Source organism: Shewanella inventionis (assembly GCF_014641855.1).
Taxonomy (GTDB): domain Bacteria; phylum Pseudomonadota; class Gammaproteobacteria; order Enterobacterales; family Shewanellaceae; genus Shewanella; species Shewanella inventionis.
Genome location: NZ_BMII01000007.1, coordinates 73,663 through 96,836 on the forward strand (window position 1 = coordinate 73,663; position 23,174 = coordinate 96,836).

At 42.3% G+C, this 23,174-nt stretch carries 19 protein-coding genes and 1 other RNA gene; 9 read left to right on the plus strand and 11 right to left on the minus strand.

All coding sequences use genetic code 11. The features are described 5' to 3' along the window. The 4 genes from IEW93_RS05515 to IEW93_RS05530 form a co-directional block, all read left to right on the plus strand. Positions 1-2,988 (plus strand): site-specific integrase (locus IEW93_RS05515; RefSeq protein ID WP_188737767.1); only part of this gene is annotated, 2,988 nt, incomplete at its 5' end. Between the two features lie 196 nt (positions 2,989-3,184). Further along, a complete protein-coding gene (locus IEW93_RS05520) occupies positions 3,185-3,868 on the plus strand; it encodes a DUF6933 domain-containing protein (protein WP_182745093.1) in 684 nt (227 codons plus the stop codon). Positions 3,869-4,491: 623 nt separating this feature from the next. Next, positions 4,492-5,594, plus strand: a protein-coding gene (locus IEW93_RS05525) for an IS3 family transposase (protein WP_373284878.1) whose coding sequence is annotated in 2 segments (ribosomal slippage) — positions 4,492-4,747 and positions 4,747-5,594 — 1,104 coding nt in all. Because the reading frame shifts where the segments join, the coding sequence is not laid out codon by codon here. A gap of 199 nt (positions 5,595-5,793) precedes the next feature. Then, complete coding sequence (locus tag IEW93_RS05530; RefSeq protein ID WP_229706621.1) at positions 5,794-7,032, plus strand: hypothetical protein; 1,239 nt, start codon at positions 5,794-5,796, stop codon at positions 7,030-7,032. A 278-nt stretch (positions 7,033-7,310) separates the two neighbouring features. Here the strand turns inward: IEW93_RS05530 and IEW93_RS05535 are convergent, their stop codons facing one another. Next, positions 7,311-7,850 (minus strand): DUF4377 domain-containing protein, encoded by a 540-nt coding sequence (locus IEW93_RS05535; RefSeq protein ID WP_188737772.1) that lies wholly within the window; start codon positions 7,848-7,850, stop codon positions 7,311-7,313. Between the two features lie 201 nt (positions 7,851-8,051). Here IEW93_RS05535 and IEW93_RS05540 point away from each other — a divergent pair, with 201 nt between their 5' ends. After that, positions 8,052-9,032, plus strand: a complete 981-nt coding sequence (locus IEW93_RS05540; protein ID WP_188737773.1) for a M12 family metallopeptidase — start codon at positions 8,052-8,054, stop codon at positions 9,030-9,032. Positions 9,033-9,645: 613 nt separating this feature from the next. Here the strand turns inward: IEW93_RS05540 and gcvP are convergent. The 6 genes from gcvP to IEW93_RS05570 all read right to left on the minus strand — a co-directional run bounded on the left by gcvP (position 9,646) and on the right by IEW93_RS05570 (position 17,700). After that, complete coding sequence (gene gcvP, locus IEW93_RS05545) at positions 9,646-12,534, minus strand: aminomethyl-transferring glycine dehydrogenase (RefSeq protein ID WP_188737775.1); 2,889 nt, start codon at positions 12,532-12,534, stop codon at positions 9,646-9,648. Between the two features lie 235 nt (positions 12,535-12,769). Continuing rightward, positions 12,770-13,159, minus strand: a complete 390-nt coding sequence (gene gcvH, locus IEW93_RS05550) for a glycine cleavage system protein GcvH (RefSeq protein WP_188737777.1) — start codon at positions 13,157-13,159, stop codon at positions 12,770-12,772. A 129-nt stretch (positions 13,160-13,288) separates the two neighbouring features. Next, entirely contained in the window at positions 13,289-14,383 is a 1,095-nt protein-coding gene (gcvT, locus tag IEW93_RS05555) for a glycine cleavage system aminomethyltransferase GcvT (RefSeq protein WP_188737779.1), read from the minus strand. 219 nt (positions 14,384-14,602) lie between these two features. Beyond that, the gene (locus IEW93_RS05560) at positions 14,603-15,826 is read right to left on the minus strand and encodes an FAD-dependent monooxygenase (protein WP_188737782.1); all 1,224 of its coding nucleotides are present in this window, start codon (positions 15,824-15,826) and stop codon (positions 14,603-14,605) included. 23 nt (positions 15,827-15,849) lie between these two features. Beyond that, the gene (ubiH, locus tag IEW93_RS05565) at positions 15,850-17,094 is read right to left on the minus strand and encodes a 2-octaprenyl-6-methoxyphenyl hydroxylase (protein ID WP_188737783.1); all 1,245 of its coding nucleotides are present in this window, start codon (positions 17,092-17,094) and stop codon (positions 15,850-15,852) included. A 30-nt stretch (positions 17,095-17,124) separates the two neighbouring features. Beyond that, positions 17,125-17,700, minus strand: a complete 576-nt coding sequence (locus IEW93_RS05570; RefSeq protein ID WP_188737785.1) for a UPF0149 family protein — start codon at positions 17,698-17,700, stop codon at positions 17,125-17,127. 211 nt (positions 17,701-17,911) lie between these two features. Here IEW93_RS05570 and zapA point away from each other — a divergent pair, with 211 nt between their 5' ends. The 3 genes from zapA to IEW93_RS05585 all read left to right on the plus strand — a co-directional run bounded on the left by zapA (position 17,912) and on the right by IEW93_RS05585 (position 19,153). Continuing rightward, complete coding sequence (gene zapA, locus IEW93_RS05575) at positions 17,912-18,220, plus strand: cell division protein ZapA (RefSeq protein WP_188737787.1); 309 nt, start codon at positions 17,912-17,914, stop codon at positions 18,218-18,220. A gap of 43 nt (positions 18,221-18,263) precedes the next feature. Continuing rightward, positions 18,264-18,445: non-coding RNA, 6S RNA (gene ssrS / locus IEW93_RS05580), on the plus strand. 9 nt (positions 18,446-18,454) lie between these two features. Continuing rightward, on the plus strand, positions 18,455-19,153 hold the full coding sequence (locus IEW93_RS05585; protein ID WP_188737789.1) for a 5-formyltetrahydrofolate cyclo-ligase: 699 nt from the start codon (positions 18,455-18,457) through the stop codon (positions 19,151-19,153). An 83-nt stretch (positions 19,154-19,236) separates the two neighbouring features. Here IEW93_RS05585 and IEW93_RS05590 read toward each other — a convergent pair whose 3' ends face one another. The 4 genes from IEW93_RS05590 to folX all read right to left on the minus strand — a co-directional run bounded on the left by IEW93_RS05590 (position 19,237) and on the right by folX (position 22,628). Beyond that, complete coding sequence (locus IEW93_RS05590; RefSeq protein ID WP_188737879.1) at positions 19,237-20,529, minus strand: O-acetylhomoserine aminocarboxypropyltransferase/cysteine synthase family protein; 1,293 nt, start codon at positions 20,527-20,529, stop codon at positions 19,237-19,239. Between the two features lie 146 nt (positions 20,530-20,675). After that, positions 20,676-21,404 carry a dihydromonapterin reductase gene (folM, locus tag IEW93_RS05595; protein ID WP_188737791.1) on the minus strand — a complete coding sequence of 243 codons (729 nt, stop codon included), beginning with the start codon at positions 21,402-21,404 and terminating at the stop codon, positions 20,676-20,678. Between the two features lie 170 nt (positions 21,405-21,574). Then, positions 21,575-22,243, minus strand: a complete 669-nt coding sequence (folE, locus tag IEW93_RS05600) for a GTP cyclohydrolase I FolE (RefSeq protein ID WP_188737793.1) — start codon at positions 22,241-22,243, stop codon at positions 21,575-21,577. A gap of 22 nt (positions 22,244-22,265) precedes the next feature. Beyond that, positions 22,266-22,628 carry a dihydroneopterin triphosphate 2'-epimerase gene (folX, locus tag IEW93_RS05605; protein ID WP_188737795.1) on the minus strand — a complete coding sequence of 121 codons (363 nt, stop codon included), beginning with the start codon at positions 22,626-22,628 and terminating at the stop codon, positions 22,266-22,268. A 150-nt stretch (positions 22,629-22,778) separates the two neighbouring features. Here folX and IEW93_RS05610 point away from each other — a divergent pair, with 150 nt between their 5' ends. Next, positions 22,779-23,168, plus strand: a complete 390-nt coding sequence (locus IEW93_RS05610; protein ID WP_188737797.1) for a thiol-disulfide oxidoreductase DCC family protein — start codon at positions 22,779-22,781, stop codon at positions 23,166-23,168. The last annotated feature ends 6 nt before the right edge of the window (positions 23,169-23,174 follow it).

Sequence of the window (23,174 nt, forward strand, 5' to 3'; positions counted from 1 at the left end):
CAAAGTAAAGCTGAAGAAGATGCTTTAGGAAAAGTTGAAGAGGATTTTTATCAATCTTATAACAATTTACTTGGGCATTTAAAAAAACGAATCATCCTATCGGAAACAAAATTTTTACCTGCTGAGCTAGAGGCATTAATTGCGCAACTTAAACCAGCGGTGTTGAGTAAGCAAACGCAGTTGTTGATTTTGCAGTCAATACTCAACTATGCCAAAAAGCATCATGGTATTGATTCTCCTAACATACCGTCGATTATTACTCTTAAACGAGATAAACCCATTATATCGCCGGTTGAGCTCGTCCAGCTGCCAATTGTTGATATGCTTTTCTCGCTACTCGATAAAGAATTAATGACCCCAAATAGAGCTCTATCTAACAACCAAAAACTAGGTCGTTCTGCTCTGTTGGTATATTTAACCGTTAACGTAAGCGATACTCAAGAGCTTATGTCTATTCTTGAGCATCCACAGGATGTGTTTTACGTCGGCGGAATTTGTTATTGGCAAAAACAACAGACAACAGATCAATCACGATACATTTTAAGTGATGTTGCGGTAATGGCATTACAACAATGGGCTAACGTCAAACAAAATGTATCAAAAATCCAAGGGTGCATTGTAAAGTATTTAAACACGACATCTGAATTTGATTGGTCAGATCTATCAATGCTTAAATTAAGTACACTGAGAAAAATTCATAATATTCTGCAGTTAGGACCAGTACAGTATCAGATGTATTTTTTACCCAGTATGAGTCAAGCATTACCAGATCATGCTTTTATGCGGATTTTAACTGATAAAGCATGCATATATTTCGAGCCGCATTTGTTAGGGGCAAGTGATTTATGCACAAACGAATTTAAACAATTGAGGCATGTGGCCAACAACAACCATTGTTTTATTGCTATTGATACTACATTAAAACAACTAGATGCCATTTATTCGGATTTAATCAAAGAAGCATCAAGATCAGCATGTTTAGATACTTTAAGTAAAAAGCTTAAGTCATTAGATGTCACCGCCAATCCTTACCTCTGGCTGCTATGCTCTTGGTTATTCTCACTGTTAAAAAATGGAGGTACCTACAAGCGCCGATTAAAGTTGGCCACTGCAGTGGATTATGTCAAAAGCTTGAGCAATCCGTTTCTCGTCGTATTTAGTACGTGCGATATAGGGTTATTATCGGGAGAGGATTGGGCTAATAAACTGAATGAATCCTCTGACGTTTTTACCTCAGCCCAACGAAAAAAATATGTGTATTATTTTGCACAGTTTTTAATAGAAACAAATTTAGTTCGAGATCTCTGCCTATCCGATATCGATGTTATTGGTAGTTCTAGTGAAGTTGACGCGAATTTAATTTCACCAAGTCATATTGATGAAGTATTGAAATATCTCACAGATCATATTCATGATGGTCTTGTCTATCAATATGCTTATTTTTTGTTATGTTTTTGCTTTTACAGCGGCTTGCGAAGGAATGAAGCTGCAAAATTAACCTGGGCTGACTTTTCATTTGCAGTCAATACGCCAGCCAAAGATGCATTTGACTATGTGCAGCTTTCGGTTAGACCCAATCAGCATCGCACGCTCAAAACGACTTCTGCTCGACGAGAGTTACCACTAGATGCACTTTGGCCAAAGACAGCCATAGAAAAGTTACGGGTGCGATATCAAATACAGCAACACTCAGGTGCAAACAAAAAGGCGCTATTGTTTGACGATGCAACTCGAGTCAATCAGGCTTATGAGTTAATAACAGATTTAATCCGTCACTTTACTCAAGACTACACTTTACGAATTCATCATCTTCGTCATAGTTTTGCTAATTGGTCTTGGTGCCGCTTAAATCCAAGAACCATAAAGCAGGGGCGTGTACAACTAACGATATTCGGTCATCAAATATTCGATGATGATTACCTACAACGGTTACAAAGCAGATTACGCTTTAATATGAATAGCCGTAAAAAAATGTTCATCTTGGCTCATCTGATGGGGCATAAAGATGTTCAATCAACGTTAAATAGCTATTTACACCTTAAAGATATTTTGTACTACTTAGACTTAAAGCCTTACTTTACGTTAACTAAGTATTTTACTTCAGAATGTGTTGGGCGAGTATCTTGGCTAGAACCAGAGTCGGGCTTAAGTTTGGCTGAAAGGTTAAACTATTACACTCGAGATACAGAAGCGAAATTAGCAATAAAGCCTGCACCATTAACGTCATCCTTATCGGTGCCAACATTTTCAACGTATGACAAAGAAATAAAACCAAATATTGAGATAAGCAGCATGACTTGGGCTCGTGCACTGAACGCCTTGAAAGTCAGCTCGGTTATCGAGTCTTCTCAATATTACAATGTTCCACTCGAAGAGTTACAGCAACTACTTAATAATGCTGAGCAAATACATCAACATTACCCGCGCATAGGTAAGCGACTTCCATTGATCCCAGCCTTTCCAAGATTACATAATGCCGAATATGTTGCAAAAGCTGATGCAACTGTTGCTAAATCCAGTAAAGTATTTATGTATCTTTGCGACAAATTTGACAAGAGTATTGGAGTTGAACCGTTAACCTTAGCTAACGTGAGGTTGAGCATGGAAATATTAAAATACGCCGTACCAGGTAAAGGTTATGAGTTGAGGTGTCCGGACTCAACATTATCAAGAATGTTTATGCGTTTTTGTCAACTTTTAGGCTTAAAGGGTAGGCATTTAGTATTCACGTTTTACAGGGCCGATTTAACTATTGAAGAGTCAAAGTACATTGAAATTCGGTGGAAAAAAACAATCTCAGATTTTGGTTTTAATCCTAAAAACTTTTTATTTGCAAAAGAGGATCAAGGACTCTACTTAGGTAACCATGATGGTAATGGATTTTTAGAAATCGCATTGGTCAACAATACATATAAGCAGCCACAACGACATCAAAGCATATTTAGCTTTTTACATTTTCTACTGATTTTGAGCTATGAGAACAAATAAAGTGTTAGCTTACTTATGTCCCATTCCAATTCAGTGCTGCTTTCCCTAACATTTTTCAGTTTCCTCATTGCCTAAACTATTATAATGCGATAAACCATAAAATATTCCTCATATTTAGTATGAGTGATCATATAATGCGAGTAAAAATAGAACACCATGACGATGGTGATGTACTATCAAAAATAGGTAATACGAAATGTTAGTTTTTAACTGCACCAAAGCCGCAGTAGAGTTTTTTACGGTTACACGTCAAGGCCAAAAGGTTTCAGATCTAGAGCCTGCGCCACATAAAACCATCGCAGAGTCGATTGAAACGCCTGTTTTTCCAAACGGTGTTGATACCGACAACAATGGTGAATTTCAATGGCAGTGGGTACTACATTGTGTATCCATTAAACGCAAAAGATACTTAATGGCGATGGATTATCAAAGTCGTTTTTGTATAACAGTACTAGCAGGAAAGAAAGGTGATATTTATCAGTTTCTCAATACCTTTGAGCCAATGCTAAAGGCGTGTTTTCACAGTCTAGCCAATGAAAGCGGTGTTGATACGGTCGAGGTAGAGAACTGTGTTGACCATTATGACAGAGAAGTTAATGACTGTGCCTTCTACCCTCGAAGTGACCGTAGCGTGCAAGCTCACCTAAATGACGTTCATTGGCATCTTGAACGTCACTGCTATGAAGATGGAATGTTACTTGAAGATGTTGATCTACTTGGCTTTAACTTATTTTCAGGTCAGTTTCCTCGTAATAGTAAGCACAAGAAGGAGCACTTTTTCCCTAATGAAGAATTTGTTAACCAGTGGCAACAGTGGGCATTAAAGCCTCAACCAGTGGATATGAGTAATGTCATCGTGTTAAGCCATCGCAGACAATAGAGGGTAAGAATAACTTTTTGTAGCGACTCAGCTGACACTCCCCGCCTAAAAGCTTCTCTGCAAATTGAGCAAGTTAAAAGAGGTAATTGATCAAGTAAGTTTGAGCATGCTTAATAACGCGTTGATGTGCAAAGGCGTGCCACTCGAATACTGCTGGCACATTTATGCCCCAAAGCTTGTTTCGCATGCCTAGATTAGATTTGCTTGATACTGGCCTGTTGGCCTAATTTTAGTAATGCTACAGAGTGTCCATTGAACTAGGTCCACTCCAGATAATGCACCAAAGTGTTTACTATTTCTGTGACGATTTAAATAATACAGTGGCTTGTCTATCTATGGATACAGTCTCAACAGCAAGAATGGATAACAAAATATTTAATCCTGATTCAAGTTAACTTTCCAATTGACTATGCTATAGAAATATTACTTGATGTTGAATCGATGCAGTTAGATAGGCTGAATTTTAGTTAAGCTACCAAGCCAGAAAGCCCAGAATGTTTAGTCTTCACTTAAAATTCAGCCAATTTTCAACTATTTAAATCACATACAAATGTAACCCTCCCTTAAAATCAGAATGTTTTAAATAGAGTTTTCCATTTACACTAAACCAAATGGAGAATCACATGAAAAAGATACGTTTTACTGAAAGCCAAATTATCAACATCCTCAAAGAAGGCGAGTCAGGCGCATTCACCGTGCCAGAGTTATGCCGCAAACATAATGTGGGTCAAAGCACCTATTACAAATGGAAATCAAAATATGGTGGAATGCAAGCCTCTGATTTAAGTCGTATGCGGGAATTAGAAGCCGAAAATGCCAAACTTAAAAAGATGTTTGCGGATGTCAGTTTACAAAATATGGCGCTCAAAGACATTGTTGAAAAAAAGCTATAAAGCCAGCAGAGCGGAAGGTGTTAGCCCACTATGCCATTAATGAATTTGGCCTAGGTGTTGTGTTGGCTTGTGATGCGCTAAGTATTAGTCGTTGCACATTTTATTACCAACTCAAGCGTATCGATGATAATGACATCATTGAGGCTGTATCAGATATTGCAGAGAAGCATAGGGCTTATGGTTTTCGGAAGATATTTAAACGGCTACGACTCTTAGGGCATAAATGGAACCATAAACGCGTTTACCGTGTTTATTGTGGTTTGAAGCTTAACTTACGGCGTAAAGGGAAAAAGCGCTTACCTTCTCGAGAGCCAGAGCCGCTGGCTGTTCCAGCCAAAGTTAATGAGTGCTGGTCAATGGATTTTATGAGCGATAACTTGTTTTCGGGCAAATCGTTTAGAACGTTTAATGTCATTGATGATTATCATCGTGAAGCTTTAGCTATCGAAGTCGATTCGAGCTTACCTGCTCAGCGAGTGATACGCGTGCTTGACCGGATTGCCGCCTATCGGGGTTACCCAAAGCGCTTAAGGCAAGATAATGGGCCAGAGTTTATTTCACACGCGCTTGAGGTTTGGGCAGAAGAACATGGCATTAAGTTAGATTTTATTAAGCCAGGGAAACCGACGCAAAATGCGTATATTGAGCGATTCAACCGCACTTATCGAAATGAAGTATTAGACTGTTACTTGTTCAAAAGCTTGACTGAAGTTAGGGAAATCACAGATAGTTGGATTGAAGAATATAATTATGACCGGCCACATGAATCATTGAATGATTTACCGCCTAAATTATATGAGCGGTTAATTGAGGAGAACTCTCTCAAAATATGATCGATATAAGGGAGGGTTACAGACCGATTCGTTTGCAGATGCCATATCGGGTCTAAGTTCCCTAGAGAGCCTTATCTGCCCTAGCAATATTGATTGGTTTTGGGAACTGAAAAAAATTAAATATGATAGGCTGAAGAAGCTAAGCCGCTCTCAAGCTATACTAATTATCAAAAATGCTCAATTTATACCTAGTCTATCTATGCTCAAAGTACTACTCATTGCACTGGGTATAATAGACGAAAAAGCATCACTCACCTTTCAAGATTTGATAGGCACTAATGGTTGTGATTTCAAACCATTGATTAAAGCAGAACCACAGAGATATTTAGCAGCGATTCAAAATCAAATTGAGTGGGTAGAGCCTAAAGGCAGTTGCATCGAAGTATGTAAATATATCGATACTGTCGAGGTTTGCACTATCATCGCCAAAGCGACTATGCAAAGATTTTCGTTCAACGAGATTGAAGGGCGATGTTTGGCTGCTTTTATTGACGAGAACCTCTTATTGCCTGAATGGCTTGAAATCAAAGCTGCACTTAGATGCTTCAATGATACATCTCCGACTACTAGTTCACCCGATAAAGACGCCTTGTTAGAATCTATCGAAGGAAAACAGAAGCTCGTAGTATTCATAGACAGAAATATTACGGAGCTTTGTGAGTCTATAGCTCCACCGGCCGGTGGTAAAGATTACGAGGAATTAATCCGCTTCCTGTATAGCAATGAGACTCTTGACCAGACATTCGAGAAAATCATTCAGGTTTTCCCACCTTCATTAGCGCTAATTCCTACAATCATGTCGGCACTCGATGGGGACTGTAAACGATGGAACCTAATAGTTGAAAATGCAAGTCTGGAATTATCAAACAATGTTCTTGAAGCTCTAGTAAGTGTATCTACCAACACAGCTTTTCATTACATCAAAAAGCGTTGGCCTGACAGTAAAAACTTGCTGCTTGATACTGATGAGCATCCTATTTCAACGGATCTTATCTATCTTGTTTTAAGCGAACGTGCATTTCACATACAAGATAGATTGGATATTTATTGTCTTGATGAAGATTTGGATTTCTCCAGCAAATCTAAGATAGCCGCGGCCATTATCAGCGATGTACTATCTGCAAACATGCAACCGCCGGCACTAGATTCCTCCATTATTGAAGCCTCGCTTCCGCTTCTAGGAACTCTCCAACGAAGAGAGTTGTCACTTCACTTTATTGAAAACCAAGAATCTTTTGCTAAAATATGCGACATCTTGGAGAAAATAAAACTGGAAGAGTTTACGGGAATGCGTAAGGGGAATATTCAGCTAAAACTACCGGATAATGATTACGGAGAACGTGTTATGTCGAAGTTCCAACAGTTAGCATTTATCAAAAATGCTAAACGGGATCATGGTCAACTAAAAGCATACTTACGTCCATCAGTATGTGTATAAGGGCCGCGGTTGATCTGATCTAGTAACATGAAGCATTGCAAAAGATTGATTAATTGGTCAGTGATAAATGGCTAATAAACTAAATTCGAAGCTCACTTTTGGACATTTCTGAGTTACGAATGCCATCAGTGTATGCCTTGTTCGCATAACATGTGAAGTAATGGTGATTCAATACGGCTAATATTTATCGGCCGCTACAAAAATTGATTGTTACTAGAGCGAATTTATCACTTATAATTGCACTATAATGGCTTCCTTATTTGCAAATTGATAGATTTCTAATTCCATGAAATTAAATTGATAACACCATTCCCCATATATTTAAAAGTGATTGTCACTATTCCACCTGAGTTATTCATATTTAATAAAGACTCACACAACGCTGTATCTTCACACTCAAATGATTGACTTAAAAAAAAGTACTCACCATCATTCATATGAATTGTTGAGTCAAGAAGTTCAACATTATCAATGACGTACTCCACACCCAATTCATCTTCAACCGATGAGTTGATACTAACCAATGAATACTGTTTACTTGAAGCGTCCGCAGAAGGTGAGCCATCCTCATTGACTTCGACTGTAAGCTCATAAGTATACCCCCACATATAAGTAAAGCCTTCAATTTCGTCATAAAAGAGCTTGCCATCAGCCACAACGCAAAGCATTTGATTTACACCTGTGCACGGTTGCATATAAGAAGCTATGGAGGTTGACTGTTCATATGATGAAGCGTCTTTTTCGTCTGAATTGTTACAAGCTGACGCGAACATAAGGCAAACAACAAACAAAAATGAAAATGAAAATTTAGATTGCATAACACTAATCCTTTAGTTTTATTGGATATGAATAAACATAATTATAAAATTTTATATTAGCAACAAAATAAAAACAGTAAATAGATTCAGATCACATCTTGGTAACAAAATTTTTACATGTGTTACTGTCTTTATTTCTAATTAAATTTCTGAATAAAAACCAATTTCGGATTTTTATTGATTGTAAATAGGATCGAAGGAATGAAATTATTTAACTATTTAATCTTATCTTCATGCATTACACTGTCACTAAACTCACACTCGAAAACGTATGATATATTGGTAGAAGGCGCCGATGAAAATAATGTGTTGGTTCACAAAACTCTAACAGTTGAGAGATCAAAAGGTGAATATATTTTTGAAGGAGATATCATTGTCACTGAGCATATTGAAACTCTAAACACTCCAACTCCTTATTCCGTTATCATTAGCGGTAGTCAATATAGATGGGATTTGGGTGTAATTCCTTATACCATTTCAACAAATTATAGCACCAGTCAAATAAATTCAATTCTTCAGGCGATGAGTGATATAGAAGATGTTTCAGGTGTTATTTTTGTCGAACGCTCGAATCAAGCGGACTATATCTCTATATACAAGGGCTCAGGTTGCAGCTCTCAAGTAGGGAAGCGAGGTGGCTCTCAAAATGTTAGTTTAGCAGATGGTTGCTTTAGCGGCGGAACACCTACACATGAACTCCTACATGCTGCAGGCTTTTGGCATGAACAATCACGGGAAGATCGTGATTCATATATTACAATTAATTGGGAGAATATTATATCCGGGAAAGAGCACAATTTTGAACAACATATTTCTGATGGGGAAGATGTTGGCCCCTACGACTATAATTCTATAATGCACTATCACTCGACCGCTTTTAGCTCTAATGGTCAAGCAACTATTTCGAGAAATGACGGTATGTCTTCTCTAGGTGGTTCTGTTATGACTTCGACAGACATTTCTACTCTTCGAGAAATGTACGGTTATCTTCAAGAAGTTGATTTAAACGTAAATTACCATTATTGCTACGGCGAAAACTCTCTCAATTGGGCATCATATAATGATGATGCTGATTATTATGAGATTCAGATAAATTCAGGGTATGCGTTTTCAAACTTCGCAACAACTACAAATAAAGCATATCAAGTAAGTGTTAATCAAAATACAGAGTTCAGAGTTTGAGCTTGCAATAATGAGGGGCAATGCTCGAAGTACTCTAACAGCGTTACAGCCAAATATGCATCAGTTTGTATGTGATTTAAATAGTTGAAAATTGGCTGAATTTTAAGTGAAGACTAAACATTCTGGGCTTTCTGGCTTGGTAACTTAACTAAAATTCAGCCTATCTAACTGCATCGATTCAACATCAAGTAATATTTCTATAGCATAGTCAATTGGAAAGTTAACTTGAATCAGGATTAATATTTTGTTATCCATTCTTGCTGTTGAGACTGTATCCATAGATAGACAAGCCACTGTATTATTTAAATCGTCACAGAAATAGTAAACACTTTGGTGCATTATCTGGAGTGGACCTAGTTCAATGGACACTCTGTAGCATTACTAAAATTAGGCCAACAGGCCAGTATCAAGCAAATCTAATCTAGGCATGCGAAACAAGCTTTGGGGCAGAAATGATTTACCGACTAAGTAAATTGTAGATAAGACGGAATCAATAAAAAAGCGAACCACTCGGTTCGCTTTTTTGATATCTAGTGATTCACAATCTTAATTGAATTCACAAACTTAATTGTAACGCTCACAATCTTAATTGTAGTTTTACACTAAGCAGCAATTATTCGTAGTCAGATAGTGGGACGCACGAACACATCAAATTACGATCCCCATACACATCATCGATACGATTCACCGTTGGCCAAAACTTATTTGCTTTAACCGCTGCCGTTGGGAACACGGCCACTTCACGGCTGTATGGGCGTGAGTCAAACTCGCTGTCCATAATGTCTGCCATTGTGTGTGGTGCATTGTGCAGTGGGTTGTTGTCTTGTGGCCACTCGCCTGCTTCTACTTTGGCAATTTCGCCGCGAATAGAAATCATGGCTTCAATGAAACGATCTAGCTCAACCTTAGACTCAGACTCTGTTGGCTCAATCATTAAAGTTCCCGCTACCGGGAAACTCATGGTTGGGGCATGGAAACCGTAGTCGTTTAGACGCTTTGCAATGTCCATTTCGGTTACGCCTGACGCTTCTTTTAGCGGGCGTAAATCGATAATACATTCATGGGCGACGCGATCATTTCGGCCAGTGAATAATACTGGGTAATGGGCTGATAGCTTTTTCATGATGTAGTTAGCGTTTAACAATGCCGTTTGGGTTGATTGTTTAATGCCTTTAGTGCCTAACAGCTTGATGTACATCCAGCTGATTGGCAGGATGCTGGCGCTACCATATGGTGCCGCTGATACAGCACCGTTATGGTCGCTTTCGCGCCCAGGTTTTACCACTGCATGGCCGGCAACAAATGGCGCTAGGTGAGCTTTAACACCAATAGGGCCCATACCTGGACCACCACCGCCATGCGGAATAGCAAAGGTTTTATGCAAGTTTAAGTGCGATACGTCGGCGCCGATAAAGCCAGGTGATGTTAAACCAACCTGTGCGTTCATGTTGGCGCCATCTAGGTACACTTGGCCGCCATATTGATGGACGATTTCGCATACTTCACGGATTGATTCTTCGTACACACCGTGGGTAGATGGGTAGGTGATCATGATGCACGATAAGCTGTCAGCTAACTCTGACGCTTTTGCGCGTAAGTCTTCTAAATCAACGTTACCTTGCTTGTCACAGGCGGTTACAACAACTTTCATACCGGCAAGTTGTGCCGATGCTGGGTTGGTGCCGTGAGCAGATTGTGGGATTAAACAAATGTCGCGGTGTGCGTCGCCGCGAGACTCATGGTATTTTTTAATCGCTAATAAACCAGCATATTCGCCTTGTGCACCTGAGTTAGGTTGAATACATACGGCATCGTAGCCAGTAATGTTAACCAAATACTCAGACAACTCATTAATTAACTGAGTGTAACCTTGCGCCTGATCTAGCGGGCAGAATGGGTGCATGTTGGCAAATTCTGGCCAGCTCACAGGTAGCATTTCTACGGCGGCATTAAGTTTCATGGTGCATGAACCTAACGAAATCATAGAGTGATTTAAGGCCAAATCTTTGGTTTCGAGACGTTTTATGTAACGCATCATCTCGGTTTCGCTTTGGTAGCGATTAAATGTTGGGTGGGTTAATACCGCATCTTGACGCTCGAGCGCTTGCGGAATTGACTGGCTGCAATTAGCAACGATGTCGGCATCAAGCGTGGCAACATCTAAACCGTGGCCAGCACCTAAAATAACGTCAAACAACACCGCGATGTCTTCACGAGTGGTGGTTTCATCTAGGCTGACACCAAATACACCGTCTGCATCTATACGTAAGTTAACTTGTGCAGCAATGGCACGGGCGTTAATGGCAGCAATGTCGGCACCTTTAACACTGATGGTGTCGAACCATGTTGTGTTTGCTAAGGTTAAACCTTTTGCAGTTAAGCCTGCGGCCAAAATATCGGCAAAACGATTAATGCGTGAGGCAATGGTTTTTAGACCTTGTGGGCCGTGGAATACTGCATAAAACGACGCCATGTTGGCCAGTAAAATCTGTGCGGTACAAATGTTTGAGTTGGCTTTTTCGCGGCGAATATGTTGCTCGCGAGTTTGCATGGCCATACGTAAGGCTTTGTTACCACGGGTGTCTTTTGATACACCAATAATACGGCCAGGCATTGAACGTTTGTGCTCGTCACGGGCAACAAAGAAGGCCGCGTGTGGTCCGCCGTATCCCATTGGTACGCCAAAACGTTGCGCACTACCAAATACCACGTCAGCGCCCATAGCACCGGGTGATTTAAGGAGCATAAGCGACATGATGTCGGCCGCCACAGTCACAATAACTTTGTTATCGCGTAGCGTGGTAAACAACTCGGTGTAATCGGTAATTTGGCCGATACGGTTGGTGTACTGGAACAAAGCACCAAATAATTCGTAATTTACAGCTTCATGAGCAGGGCCAACGACTACGTCAAATCCAAAACATTCTGCGCGAGTTTTCACTACGTCTAATGTTTGTGGGAACACGTCATCTGCCACAAAGAAAGTGTTGGCTTTTTTAGCTTTAGACACACGCTTAGCCAATGCCATGGCTTCTGCCGCTGCGGTGGCTTCGTCGAGTAACGAGGCTGATGCAAGGTCAAGACCGGTTAGATCCATTGACACTTGTTGGAAGTTTAAAATGGCTTCTAGTCGGCCCTGGGCGATTTCTGGTTGATATGGGGTGTAAGCAGTGTACCAACCTGGGTTTTCGAACACGTTACGCAAAATAACGTTTGGCACCTGTACGCCGTAGTAACCCATACCAATATAGCTTTTAAACACTTTGTTTTTGTTTGCTATATTGCGGATGTAAGCGATACCTTCGGCTTCGCCACATGAGTCACCAATGGTGAGATCTTGTGGTAAACGAATTTTGCCAGGAACAGTTTGCGCGGTTAAGTCTTCTAACGACTCAGCACCAATAAAGTTGAGCATTTCTTGTTGCTGCTCAGCATTTGGGCCAATATGACGGGTTAGAAATAACTCGTGTTGTTCTAGTTGTGTCAGGGTTTGCTTGGTCATGTTAAACCTTGTTCCAAATCGACCAGTTATGGCGGTAGGGCACAGAACTGGATTAGGTGAAAACGTGTAATACGTAACTAACCCGCTAAGGGTTTATTCATACTGCAAACGCTTGCCGTGAGTGGTTTCTTTGAGCCACTTACTTTGTATAACAAAACGACAATACGTTAAACGCAGCACTTTTATCGTTATATAACAAAGAAGCTCCCAAGGGAGCTTCCTGTGTTATTGGCGATTATTCTTCGTCAATCACTTCTTGGTAGCCGTCAGCATCTAATAATGAATCAACTTCTGATTCGTCAGATGGCATCACACGGAAGAACCAGCCGTCGCCGTAAGCATCGCTGTTAACTAGCTCTGGAGAGTCTTCTAATGCTTCGTTTACGGCAATCACTTCACCCGAAATAGGTGCATAGATGTCAGATGCCGCTTTAACTGATTCTGCTACTGCGCAATCTTCGCCAGCAGTTACCGTGTCGCCTACTTCTGGTAATTCTACAAATACCATATCACCAAGAAGTTCTTGAGCATGCTCTGTAATACCAACGGTATAGCTACCGTCGTCTTCTTGACGGATCCATTCGTGCGAAGATGCATATTTCAAGTCTGCTGGAATAGTGCTCATTGTTGTTGTTCCTTTATCTGATGTTCTAGTGCTTAATCAATAAATTCTTTTGGGGTAAACGACAACCCGACTTTAGTCAATAATGCATTGTTGCCTGTAACAATGCACAATAAACAGCATTGCTAAAGCTTAAAAAGCTTGTTTGCCATTACGTACAAAGCTCGGTGCGATCACTTTTACTGTAACGCGTTTTTTACGCATTTCAACTTCGGCTGTCGCACCAATACCACTTGGTACACGAGCCATGGCAATCGAGTAGCCTAATGTTGGCGAAAACGAACCGCTAGTAATAACACCTTGGTGCTCAACACCTTCTGCATCGGTAAAGAACACAGGCATATCATGGCGTAAAACACCTTTTTCTTCCATGACCAAACCGACTAATTTTTGCGTGCCTGCCGCTTTAATTTCGGTCAGTGCTGCACGGCCTATAAAATCACGTTCGCTTGGCTCCCATGCCACGGTCCAGCCCATGTTTGCTGCCAATGGGTTGATTGACTCATCCATGTCTTGACCGTATAGGTTCATGCCGGCTTCTAAACGTAATGTATCACGCGCACCCAAGCCACATGGCTTAACGCCTGTATCTAGTAGTGCTTGCCATAGGGCTTCTGCTTCGGCTTCTGGCACAATGATCTCGTAGCCTGCTTCGCCAGTGTAACCGGTGGTAGCAATAAATAAGCTGCCTGACTGCACGCCAAAAAATGGCTTCATGCCTTCTAAGGCTGCGTTTTGGTCAGCGCTGAACACCTGTGCTGCTTTCGCTTTAGCGTTAGGGCCTTGTACGGCTATCATGGCAAGCTCTGGACGCTCGGTAACCACAACATCAAATGCTGCGGCTTGTTTGTTTATCCAGGTTAAGTCTTTGTCGCGGGTAGCGGAGTTAACCACTACACGGTAATGCGTGTCGCTAAGATAATAGGTAATAAGGTCGTCGATGATGCCGGCGTTTTCGTCTAGCATGCCGCCGTATAAAGCTTTGCCTGGTACGGTGAGTTTGGCAACATCGTTAGCAAGTAACTTACGTAAAAAGGCACAAGCGTCATTGCCGGTCACGTCAACTACTGTCATGTGCGATACGTCGAACATGCCCGCATCTTGACGCACAGCGTGGTGTTCTTCGATTTGAGAGCCATAGTTAATTGGCATTTCCCAACCGTGAAAATCAACCATTTTGGCTTTTGATTCTAAATGCTTGTTAAAAAGTACAGTTTTGCTAGCCATTATTATCCCTTTTTTTGAGGCCTTTCTTGTGTAGGTCTTTGATAAAATGCGGTCAAAATTATACTCCGCAGACCTGTTTTGTATACAAAAAAATTTTCTAATCCGACGACTATCGCATTAGTTTAGCTAATCCATTGCTGTAATTTTTTTACACATCTTTTTACAATAAACTGACTGATTTAGCTGTATTGTCTGATATTAAACAAGTTTCTACATTAGCTATGACGAAATTGATCCACGACAAAGTTTAGGTAATGTCATTTTGTTACCCATAGCCTGTTTGATGAACACTGTTTTCAGCCCAGCGACATTATCGACCAGCGTTAGACCAATATCACGAATGGCTTTTTTAAGTGGGTGACTGCCTGCAAATAATCTTTTAAAGCCTTCCATAGTGGCAATCATCTCCATGGCATCTGCTTTGCGCCAGCGCTCAAGGGCGCGCAAATGGCTATATTCGCCCAAATCTTTGCCCTGTTCATGTAACTCGGTAAGGGTGTCGACAATACTGGCGGCATCTAAAAAGCCAAGGTTAACCCCCTGACCTGCTAACGGATGAATAGTATGTGCCGCATCACCGGCTAATACTAAACGGTGGCGGGCAAAGTGACGTGCATAGCGCATGCGCAATGGGAAAGACTGACGATCGCTTTCTAGCTGGCACACACCTAAGCGGCCGTCGAGTGCCGCAGTTAATGCCTTGCCAAATTCGCTATCATCTAATGCTAACAAATGCGCAGATTGCTCGGGCGACACTGACCACACTATTGAGCATAAATTAGCTTCATACAGCGGCAACATGGCTAATGGCCCGTCAGGTAAAAACGCTTGCCTTGCCGTTGCGTCGTGGGCGAGTTCTGTGCGCACAGTGGCAACAATGGCATGGTGGCCATAATCCCAAAACGTTAATGGAATACTGCATTGTTGGCGAACCCATGAGTTAGCGCCATCTGCGGCCACAACCACGGCTGCGCTTACGTTGTCACCATTGGCTAAGGTTAGCCAGGCTTCACGCTCGCCAAAGGCTACACGCTCTAGGCGTTGGTCTTCTAGGTGAGTTAGATTGCTAATTTCGCTGGCACGTTTAGCAAGGGCGTAGCTTATAGCGTCGTTTTCAATAATTGAGCCTAAATAGGTTTCACTAATGCTGTGAGCATCAAATTCAATTTTGCCTAATCCGTCTTTGTCCCACACCGACATTTTTTGATACGGGCTAACACGACTGTCGTCCAAATATTGCCATGCTCCGAGGTTTTCCAGCAGTTGCTGGCTCGCTTTATTAATGGCACTAACACGTAATTTAGGGGCGCCGCTCACAGCCTGCGTGGTGCCAGCATCAATCACCACCACATTAAGGTCTGCATTGGCTAACCCTATGGCGGTTGCAAGCCCGACCATTCCCCCGCCAACAATGGCTACATCATATGTTTGGGTAGAAAACATGGTTAATCCTTACCTTAATTGAGTTAACGCCAACCCATGGCAGTTTGTGCAACAGGGCGCTTTAGTGGCGGCAGCCAAGACAGTAAGCGCAGGCCTAAATTACGCCCTGCAACTAATGGCCAATGTTGATTTGAAAAACCACGGACTAAAAATTCAATGTTGCGCAGTGTGCTGTCACGATCGCGTTGTCTTGAAGCCAAATATTGATGTATTAGCTGGATATTACCCAAATCAACCTCACCTTGGGTTTGAGTCAGTGCGGTTTCAATCACCTCGAGTAAACCAACAACATCACGTAATCCTAAATTGAACCCTTGCCCCGCAATAGGATGTAACGTTTGCGCGGCATTGCCCACAAATATGCAGCGGTGATAAATAGGTCTTGGCATGTATGACAGCGTGAGTGGGTAACTGACTCGTTGGCCTACATCAACAAACCGACCCACTCTGTGGCCAAAGGCGTGTTGTAGTGCGTCTAAAAATACCGTTTTGTCTGCCTGTTTTAGCTCATCGGCTTGAGCAGGCGATACAGCCCACACTAATGAAAAGCGTGATTGTGCGCTTGCCACAGAGGGCACCGATTGCATGGGTAATAATGCTAAGGGGCCTGTTTGGGTAAAACGCTCATAAGCCCAATGCTGATGAGGAGCATCGGTGATGACATTAGCAACTATGGCCGTTTGCTCAAAGTCGACCTGTTCAGTGGTTTGGCCTAAATGCTGGCGTACCACAGAGTGAGCACCGTCGGCCGCCACCAGCAATTGGCAATGCAGTTGACTGCCATCATCTAACGACAATAAGTGGCCATTTTGTTGGGGCTGCAAACTGGTGACTTTGGCGGGGCAAAATACATTAACCTGAGACTTAGCTAACTCGTCGAATAACACTTTACCCACTCGTGCCAGCTCAACCACCTGCCCGAGCGCGTCTAATCCTAATGGTTTAGCATTTAGCTCGGTCATACCAAAGTGGCCGCGATCAGACACATGGATGTTTTCAATCGGGGTACCTAAATGCTTAAGCTTTGACCAAATACCTAATCGGCTTAACTCAAAAATAGACCCATGCGCTATGGCAATAGAGCGGGCATCAAACCCTGGGTGGTTGTGGTCGGCCACGTGGGCTTCGATTAAGGCGATACGCAGCGTGCGCTTAAGGGATACTGATAATTTTGCTAACCCTAGGGCTAGTGTCGCCCCAGCCATTGCACCACCGACAATGGCAATGTCAACGGCGTTTACTTGAGTTGAATGCTTTGCTGTAGTCATAGGCTGCGCCGCTTTTATCACTGCTGTAAATTAATGGATAATCGATGAGTTGTCGGTGTCATTTAATGGCATGTCTAGGCCAAACTCTGAGTAACATAAAATGGCCGACATTCTGACAAACTCTTGCAGCTCAATGTAAGCGGTTTCTGATTCTTCATCATCGCCAACATCAAATTCAACCTGAGCTATTTCAGCGAGATCTTTAATTACTTCGCGAACGTCTGGCGACGATTTTGCTAATTCAGGTTGAATAATTGCAATGCCGGTTAAAAAGCTTTGAGTCCATAACGCAAGTGCCTCAACGCGATGGCTGAGCGACACCTCTTCTTCTGGCAGTAATAAGGTAAAACCAAATTCAAAATCAGCCAAACGAGCCACTGTGTCTTGATAAAGTTCAGCAATTAATTGCTGCAAATTTGCCTCTAGCGGTTGGCCGTCGTTCATTAACTCGACTAGGGGTTTTAACCACGCGAGATTATCTTGTTTTACACCACCACATATAAGCCCAACAAGTGCGCCATGCACTTCAACAGGGTGCTGACCAATTTCGGCCGCATCTAAGGCTTTTTTTAGATTTTCGATACATAATGAAGGTGGGGTTGCCATGGTTTATTCCTAATAGCGCAATATCAGTCTCAATGCTAGCAGAGTTAGTATCATGCTCCAAATACTAGCGCTAATTGTGGTCAAATTTGTGAATAGTCGCAGTCGATTTGTTCACTCAAACAGCAAATAGCTAAAAACCCTTGCTGTTGCCTTGCGCTTTTAAATTCAGCCCTATATAGTTCGCGGACTGACTAAGGATTGGGGCGATATTATGAGTAACAGCGCTGTTGATATAACCCTTTTAGGGCGCACCTACTCTATTGGCTGTCCGAAAGGACGTGAAGATGCATTACGCACTGTTGCCAGAGAAATTGAAAACCAACTGACTACCTTAAAGTCACGTACTAACAATTTAAGCCGTGAAGAGCTGCTTATTATGGCCGCACTTAATATTGGCAATGAGTTGTACGAAGAAAAACAAAAAAACAAACAGTATATGGCGCAAATGGATGAGCGTATTTCGTTGTTACAATCAACATTAGAGACATCGTTGATTGAACGAAGCCGCAAGGATGACTAAACTAAGTATTCAGGATTAAGCGTAGCTTAGTTCTACCCTGTTTTGCTCCCTGGGATATGCGCGAGTTGGCTATGTCCCTGTGCCGATATTTACAAACCCAGGGTGAATGCTTTCATTGACATTGTGCATGCTCGGCTCGTATCGAGAAGCCTTAGGAAATGAACATTTACCCGCCTTGAACCTACGGTTCAAGGGCTACGCCGGCAGCGGTATTTTGGGGAGCATCCTAATTTTATGACCATCACACGTTTTATGACTAACACAGACAACCGTCCGGTTACGTCAACCTCTTCGGCAAGTATTAGCTATTTTGCCAGCCCTTCTGAGTTACAAGAGCCGCTGTTTGATAGTACCAACATGAGCCGCGATAATATTCGTCGCCATGTACGCCAGGAGCGCAATAGTCTTAGCCCGCAAGAGCAAACTCAATTTTCGTTAATTGCCAGTAGACACATGCTAGCTGAAATCCAGACGCAATCGGCACAACATGTGGCGCTATATTTAACCCATGACGGCGAATTAGCCACGCAAAAATTAATTGATGCATTATGGGAGTTAAACATCAATGTTTACCTGCCGCTTATCCATCCATTTTGTAAAGGCCACTTGTTGTTTGTGCGTTACGCACGTGACTCAGTGATGGTTAAAAACCAATACGGTATTAGCGAACCTAAATTGAATGTACAGCATGTGATCACCCTCGATAAGCTCGATATGATCATAACCCCCTTAGTGGCATTTGATCATCACGGAAACCGCATGGGCATGGGCGGCGGTTATTACGACCGCACCTTAGCACACGTAAAAGACAACAAACCATTAGCCGTTGGTTTTGCCCACGACTGCCAAGAAGTGAGCCAGGTGCCTACCGACTTTTGGGATATACCGTTGCCGGTGATTATTACCCCAACGAGACGATTGGCCGTTAAGTGACGAGTTTTTTTGATCATAAAAAGCCCCATCAATACACGTTATTGATGGGGCTTTTTAGTTAAATGATTAGACTAAAAATAACCTTACACAATTGCCTTATCAAGTGCTTGGCTTACATCGGCAATAATGTCGTCGATATGCTCAATACCTACCGAAATACGCACGAGATCTTCTGATACACCGGCTTTGGCTAGCTCTGCACCGCTAAGTTGGCGGTGAGTGGTACTGGCAGGATGACAAGCTAGCGATTTAGCGTCACCAATGTTAACTAAGCGCAGCACCATTTGCAGCGCATCAATAAACTTACCACCCGCAATTTTACCCGCTTCTGCATTAGCAGATTTAATACCAAAACTGATAATGCCTGACGCTTTACCGCCAGTGATTTTTTGGCATGTGGCATTGTATGGACTGTCTGGCAGAGCTGCGTAATTGACCCAGCTGACACTTGGGTGTTTTTGTAAAAACTCTGCAAGCGCAAGGGCGTTACTGCAATGACGTTCCATACGAAGACTTAAGGTTTCGAGCCCTTGCAGCAGTAAAAAAGCGCTTTGTGGCGACAAGGCTGCACCGGTATTACGCAGTGGCACAACACGGCATCGGCCAATGTAAGCGGCAGGGCCAAAAGCTTCGGTGTATACCACGCCGTGATAAGACGGGTCTGGCTCATTGAGGATTGCAAAGCGTTCTTTATTGGCAACCCAGTCAAACTTACCTGAATCAATAATCACCCCACCAATAGTGGTACCGTGACCGCCAATGTATTTGGTCAATGAATGAATAACAATGTCGGCGCCGTGATCAAACGCGCGGCATAATACTGGGGTAGCCACAGTATTATCTACAATCAGTGGTACACCATGCTTGTGGGCAATATCAGCCAGACGCTGTAAATCGACGATGTTACCGGCAGGGTTACCAATCGACTCACAAAATAGCGCTTTAGTTTTATCGTCAATTAATGCATCTAGGCCGTCAAAGTCATCAAATGCCGCCATACGCACTTCAACGCCCTGGCGTGGCAGAGTATGAGCAAATAAGTTATAGGTACCGCCATACAGTTGGCTAGTGCTAACAATATTATCGCCTACTTGAGTGAGAGCTTGAATCGCATAGGTAATGGCTGCCATACCCGATGCCACAGCCAGCGCACCAATACCGCCTTCAATCGCCGCTAAACGTTGCTCTAATACACTGGTGGTTGGGTTCATAATGCGGGTATATATGTTGCCTGCGACTTTAAGGTCAAATAGGTCTGCACCATGCTGGGTATCGTCAAAGGTATACGAGGTAGTTTGATAAATCGGTACCGCTGCGGCTTTTGTTGTGGCTTCGGACTCGTAGCCATAGTGTAATGCCAGTGATTCCAGCTTCATGTTTTCTGCAGACATAGTGACTTCCTCAAGATAAGTGCGAGTGTGGATATTGTTTAATATCCACACTACCAACTAGCCATCTAGAAGTCTATAGTAAATTCGAACATGAGTTGCTGCACACCTTATAATTTGAAGATTATTGACGCCTATTTTAACTGCCTGCCACCGTCGACAGCATAACTGCGGCCAGTAACATAGTGGCTGCCTTCGAGGTAATCAATGAGGCTAATAATTTCATTATTACCGGCTTCTTTAGGCAATATCGCTTTTGCTAGCGCTTTGACTTTATAGGCATCATCGTCATGTTCGTTAAATAAAATCATTGCCGGGGCAATGGAGTTCACTTTAACGTGCGGGGCTAGCAAACTGGCAAACGACAAGGTCATATTATGCAATGCCGCTTTACTGGCAGCATAAGCAATGTGCTTTTTACTGCCCTTTTCAGCAACATAATCTGTGATATGGATAATATTGCTGGCACCGATATTGTCGTCGTACGTTTCAGCTGTCGCTATTAATAATGGCGCTAAAGCGAGGTTGATTTGATAAGGCGCCGAAACATGAATTTGCATCATACGTGTCATGGTGTCGGCTGGGCTTAAACCGCTGTTGTCTGGCAACCAGTCTGAGGCGTTGTGGATAATAGTATCAAGACGATCATGATGCTGATTGATGTGAGCAATAAGTTTATCAATCGCGGCGGGGTCGGTTAAGTCGCACGAATGTAAACTGGCTCCAAGTTTACCTAACTGCTCAATGCTGTCGTAATGAGTGCGATAAGTGCCAATAACATGATGACCCTGGGCTAAATAATATTTGGCTAGAGCATAACCAATTCGCTTGCCTACACCGGTTATCAGTATTGTGCGTTCCATAATATTCTCTTTATCTTTTAATTGAAGACTTGGTACTTATCATAAGCAAATTAAGTGCTTATGGTAAGTATTTATCATAAACGTTAAGGATTAAACTTTTTCATATAAAAATGGCCTCAACTCGGGGACGTGTTGAAGCCATTAAATAAATTGAAGTAACCCGAATAACATTACGCTAAAAATTCAGCACGACTCGCTGGATTCGCTTTAAAGCAACCGCCAAGCGCAGTGGTTTGGGTGCTTGATGAGGTGTCCATAATTCCGCGGGATTTAACGCAGTAATGGGTGGCATTAATGCTCACTGCAACGTCTTCTGTTTCGAGCAAGGTTTGCAGCGCCACTAAAATTTGCTGGGTCAGGCGCTCTTGCACCTGTGGCCGCTGAGCAAAAAAGCGCACTATACGGTTGATTTTAGATAAACCGATAATGTTACCTTTAGGAATGTAAGCCACTTTTGCTAAGCCATCGATGGTAATAAAGTGATGCTCGCAGGTGCTCACCACACTGATATTGCTAATTTTCACCATCTCTTCAACGCCCATTTTATTGTCGATTTGGGTGATTTTAGGAAAGTTAGCATAATCAAGGCCAGAGAAAATTTCGTTGACGTACATTTTAGCAATACGGTGCGGCGTTTCAGCTAAACTGTCGTCGGTTAAGTCAAGCCCAAGCGTTGAGACAACTTCTGTCATTAAGCCTTTAATACGCTGATATTTTTGCTCGCTGGTCATGTCACTTGGCACAAGCGGCGTTTCAAGGCCGTGGGCGACTAACGCCTGTTGTACTTTTATTGCTTCAGCAGACAACTCGGCGCGAGTTATGTCATTAATGGTGGTCATAATAACATCCTTAATCTATAGGTTAACTGCGGTACTCTAAAGACAACGAAACAGAGTCGGCAAAACGCAGTGCATGGGGTTTATCGATAGTCACTCGAGCTAACGTTACGCTTGGATGCTCTCGGCAAATATCGAGTACATCTGCTACCAGTTTTTCGAGTAATAAAAATCGACCTTCTTCTACATGCTGAATCACTTTTTTGGTGATTATCTTGTAGTTTAGTGCATCGGCAACATCGTCGGTTTGAAACGATCGATCTGCGGGGTAATGAATTTCAATATTGATCACCACATCTTGCTGTTTTTCGCGTTCGTCTTGGTTAAAACCAATAAAGGTGCGTAAACGTAAATTAGTGATATTAATGATGGCTTGGCTTAATGGCATTATTGAGCCCTAGTGGATTGTTTTTAATCTATACGCCATGACGAAATAAAAAGATCATAAATCTTAAACGATCAATGCGACTGACAATAAAGGTAAACTAGTTAGGGTTCTGATGCGTATAATCGACATAATCGTTACACGGGGTTAATAATGGAACTGACTATTTTTTACGATGGCACCTGCCCACTGTGCCTTAATGAAATGCAGCAACTTAAGCGTTATGACAGCTTAAACCGCATTGGTCTTGAAGACATTAACGCAGCAGATATTAATCACCGATTCCCTGAGTTAGATGTAGAGCAAGCCAACACCATATTGCATGGCCTGCAAGCCGATGGCAGTTGGATTTATGGTTTAGATGTTACCGCCAAAGCATGGGGCTTAACCGGTAAACACGGCTGGGTAAAACTGCTACGTCTGCCAGTGATTAAACCTGTTGCTGACTTGGCCTACCTGGCTTTTGCCCGTAATCGCTACCGCATATCTTATTTACTTACGGGGCAAAAACGTTGTGATAACGGCAACTGCAAGATTAAATAAGGGCAA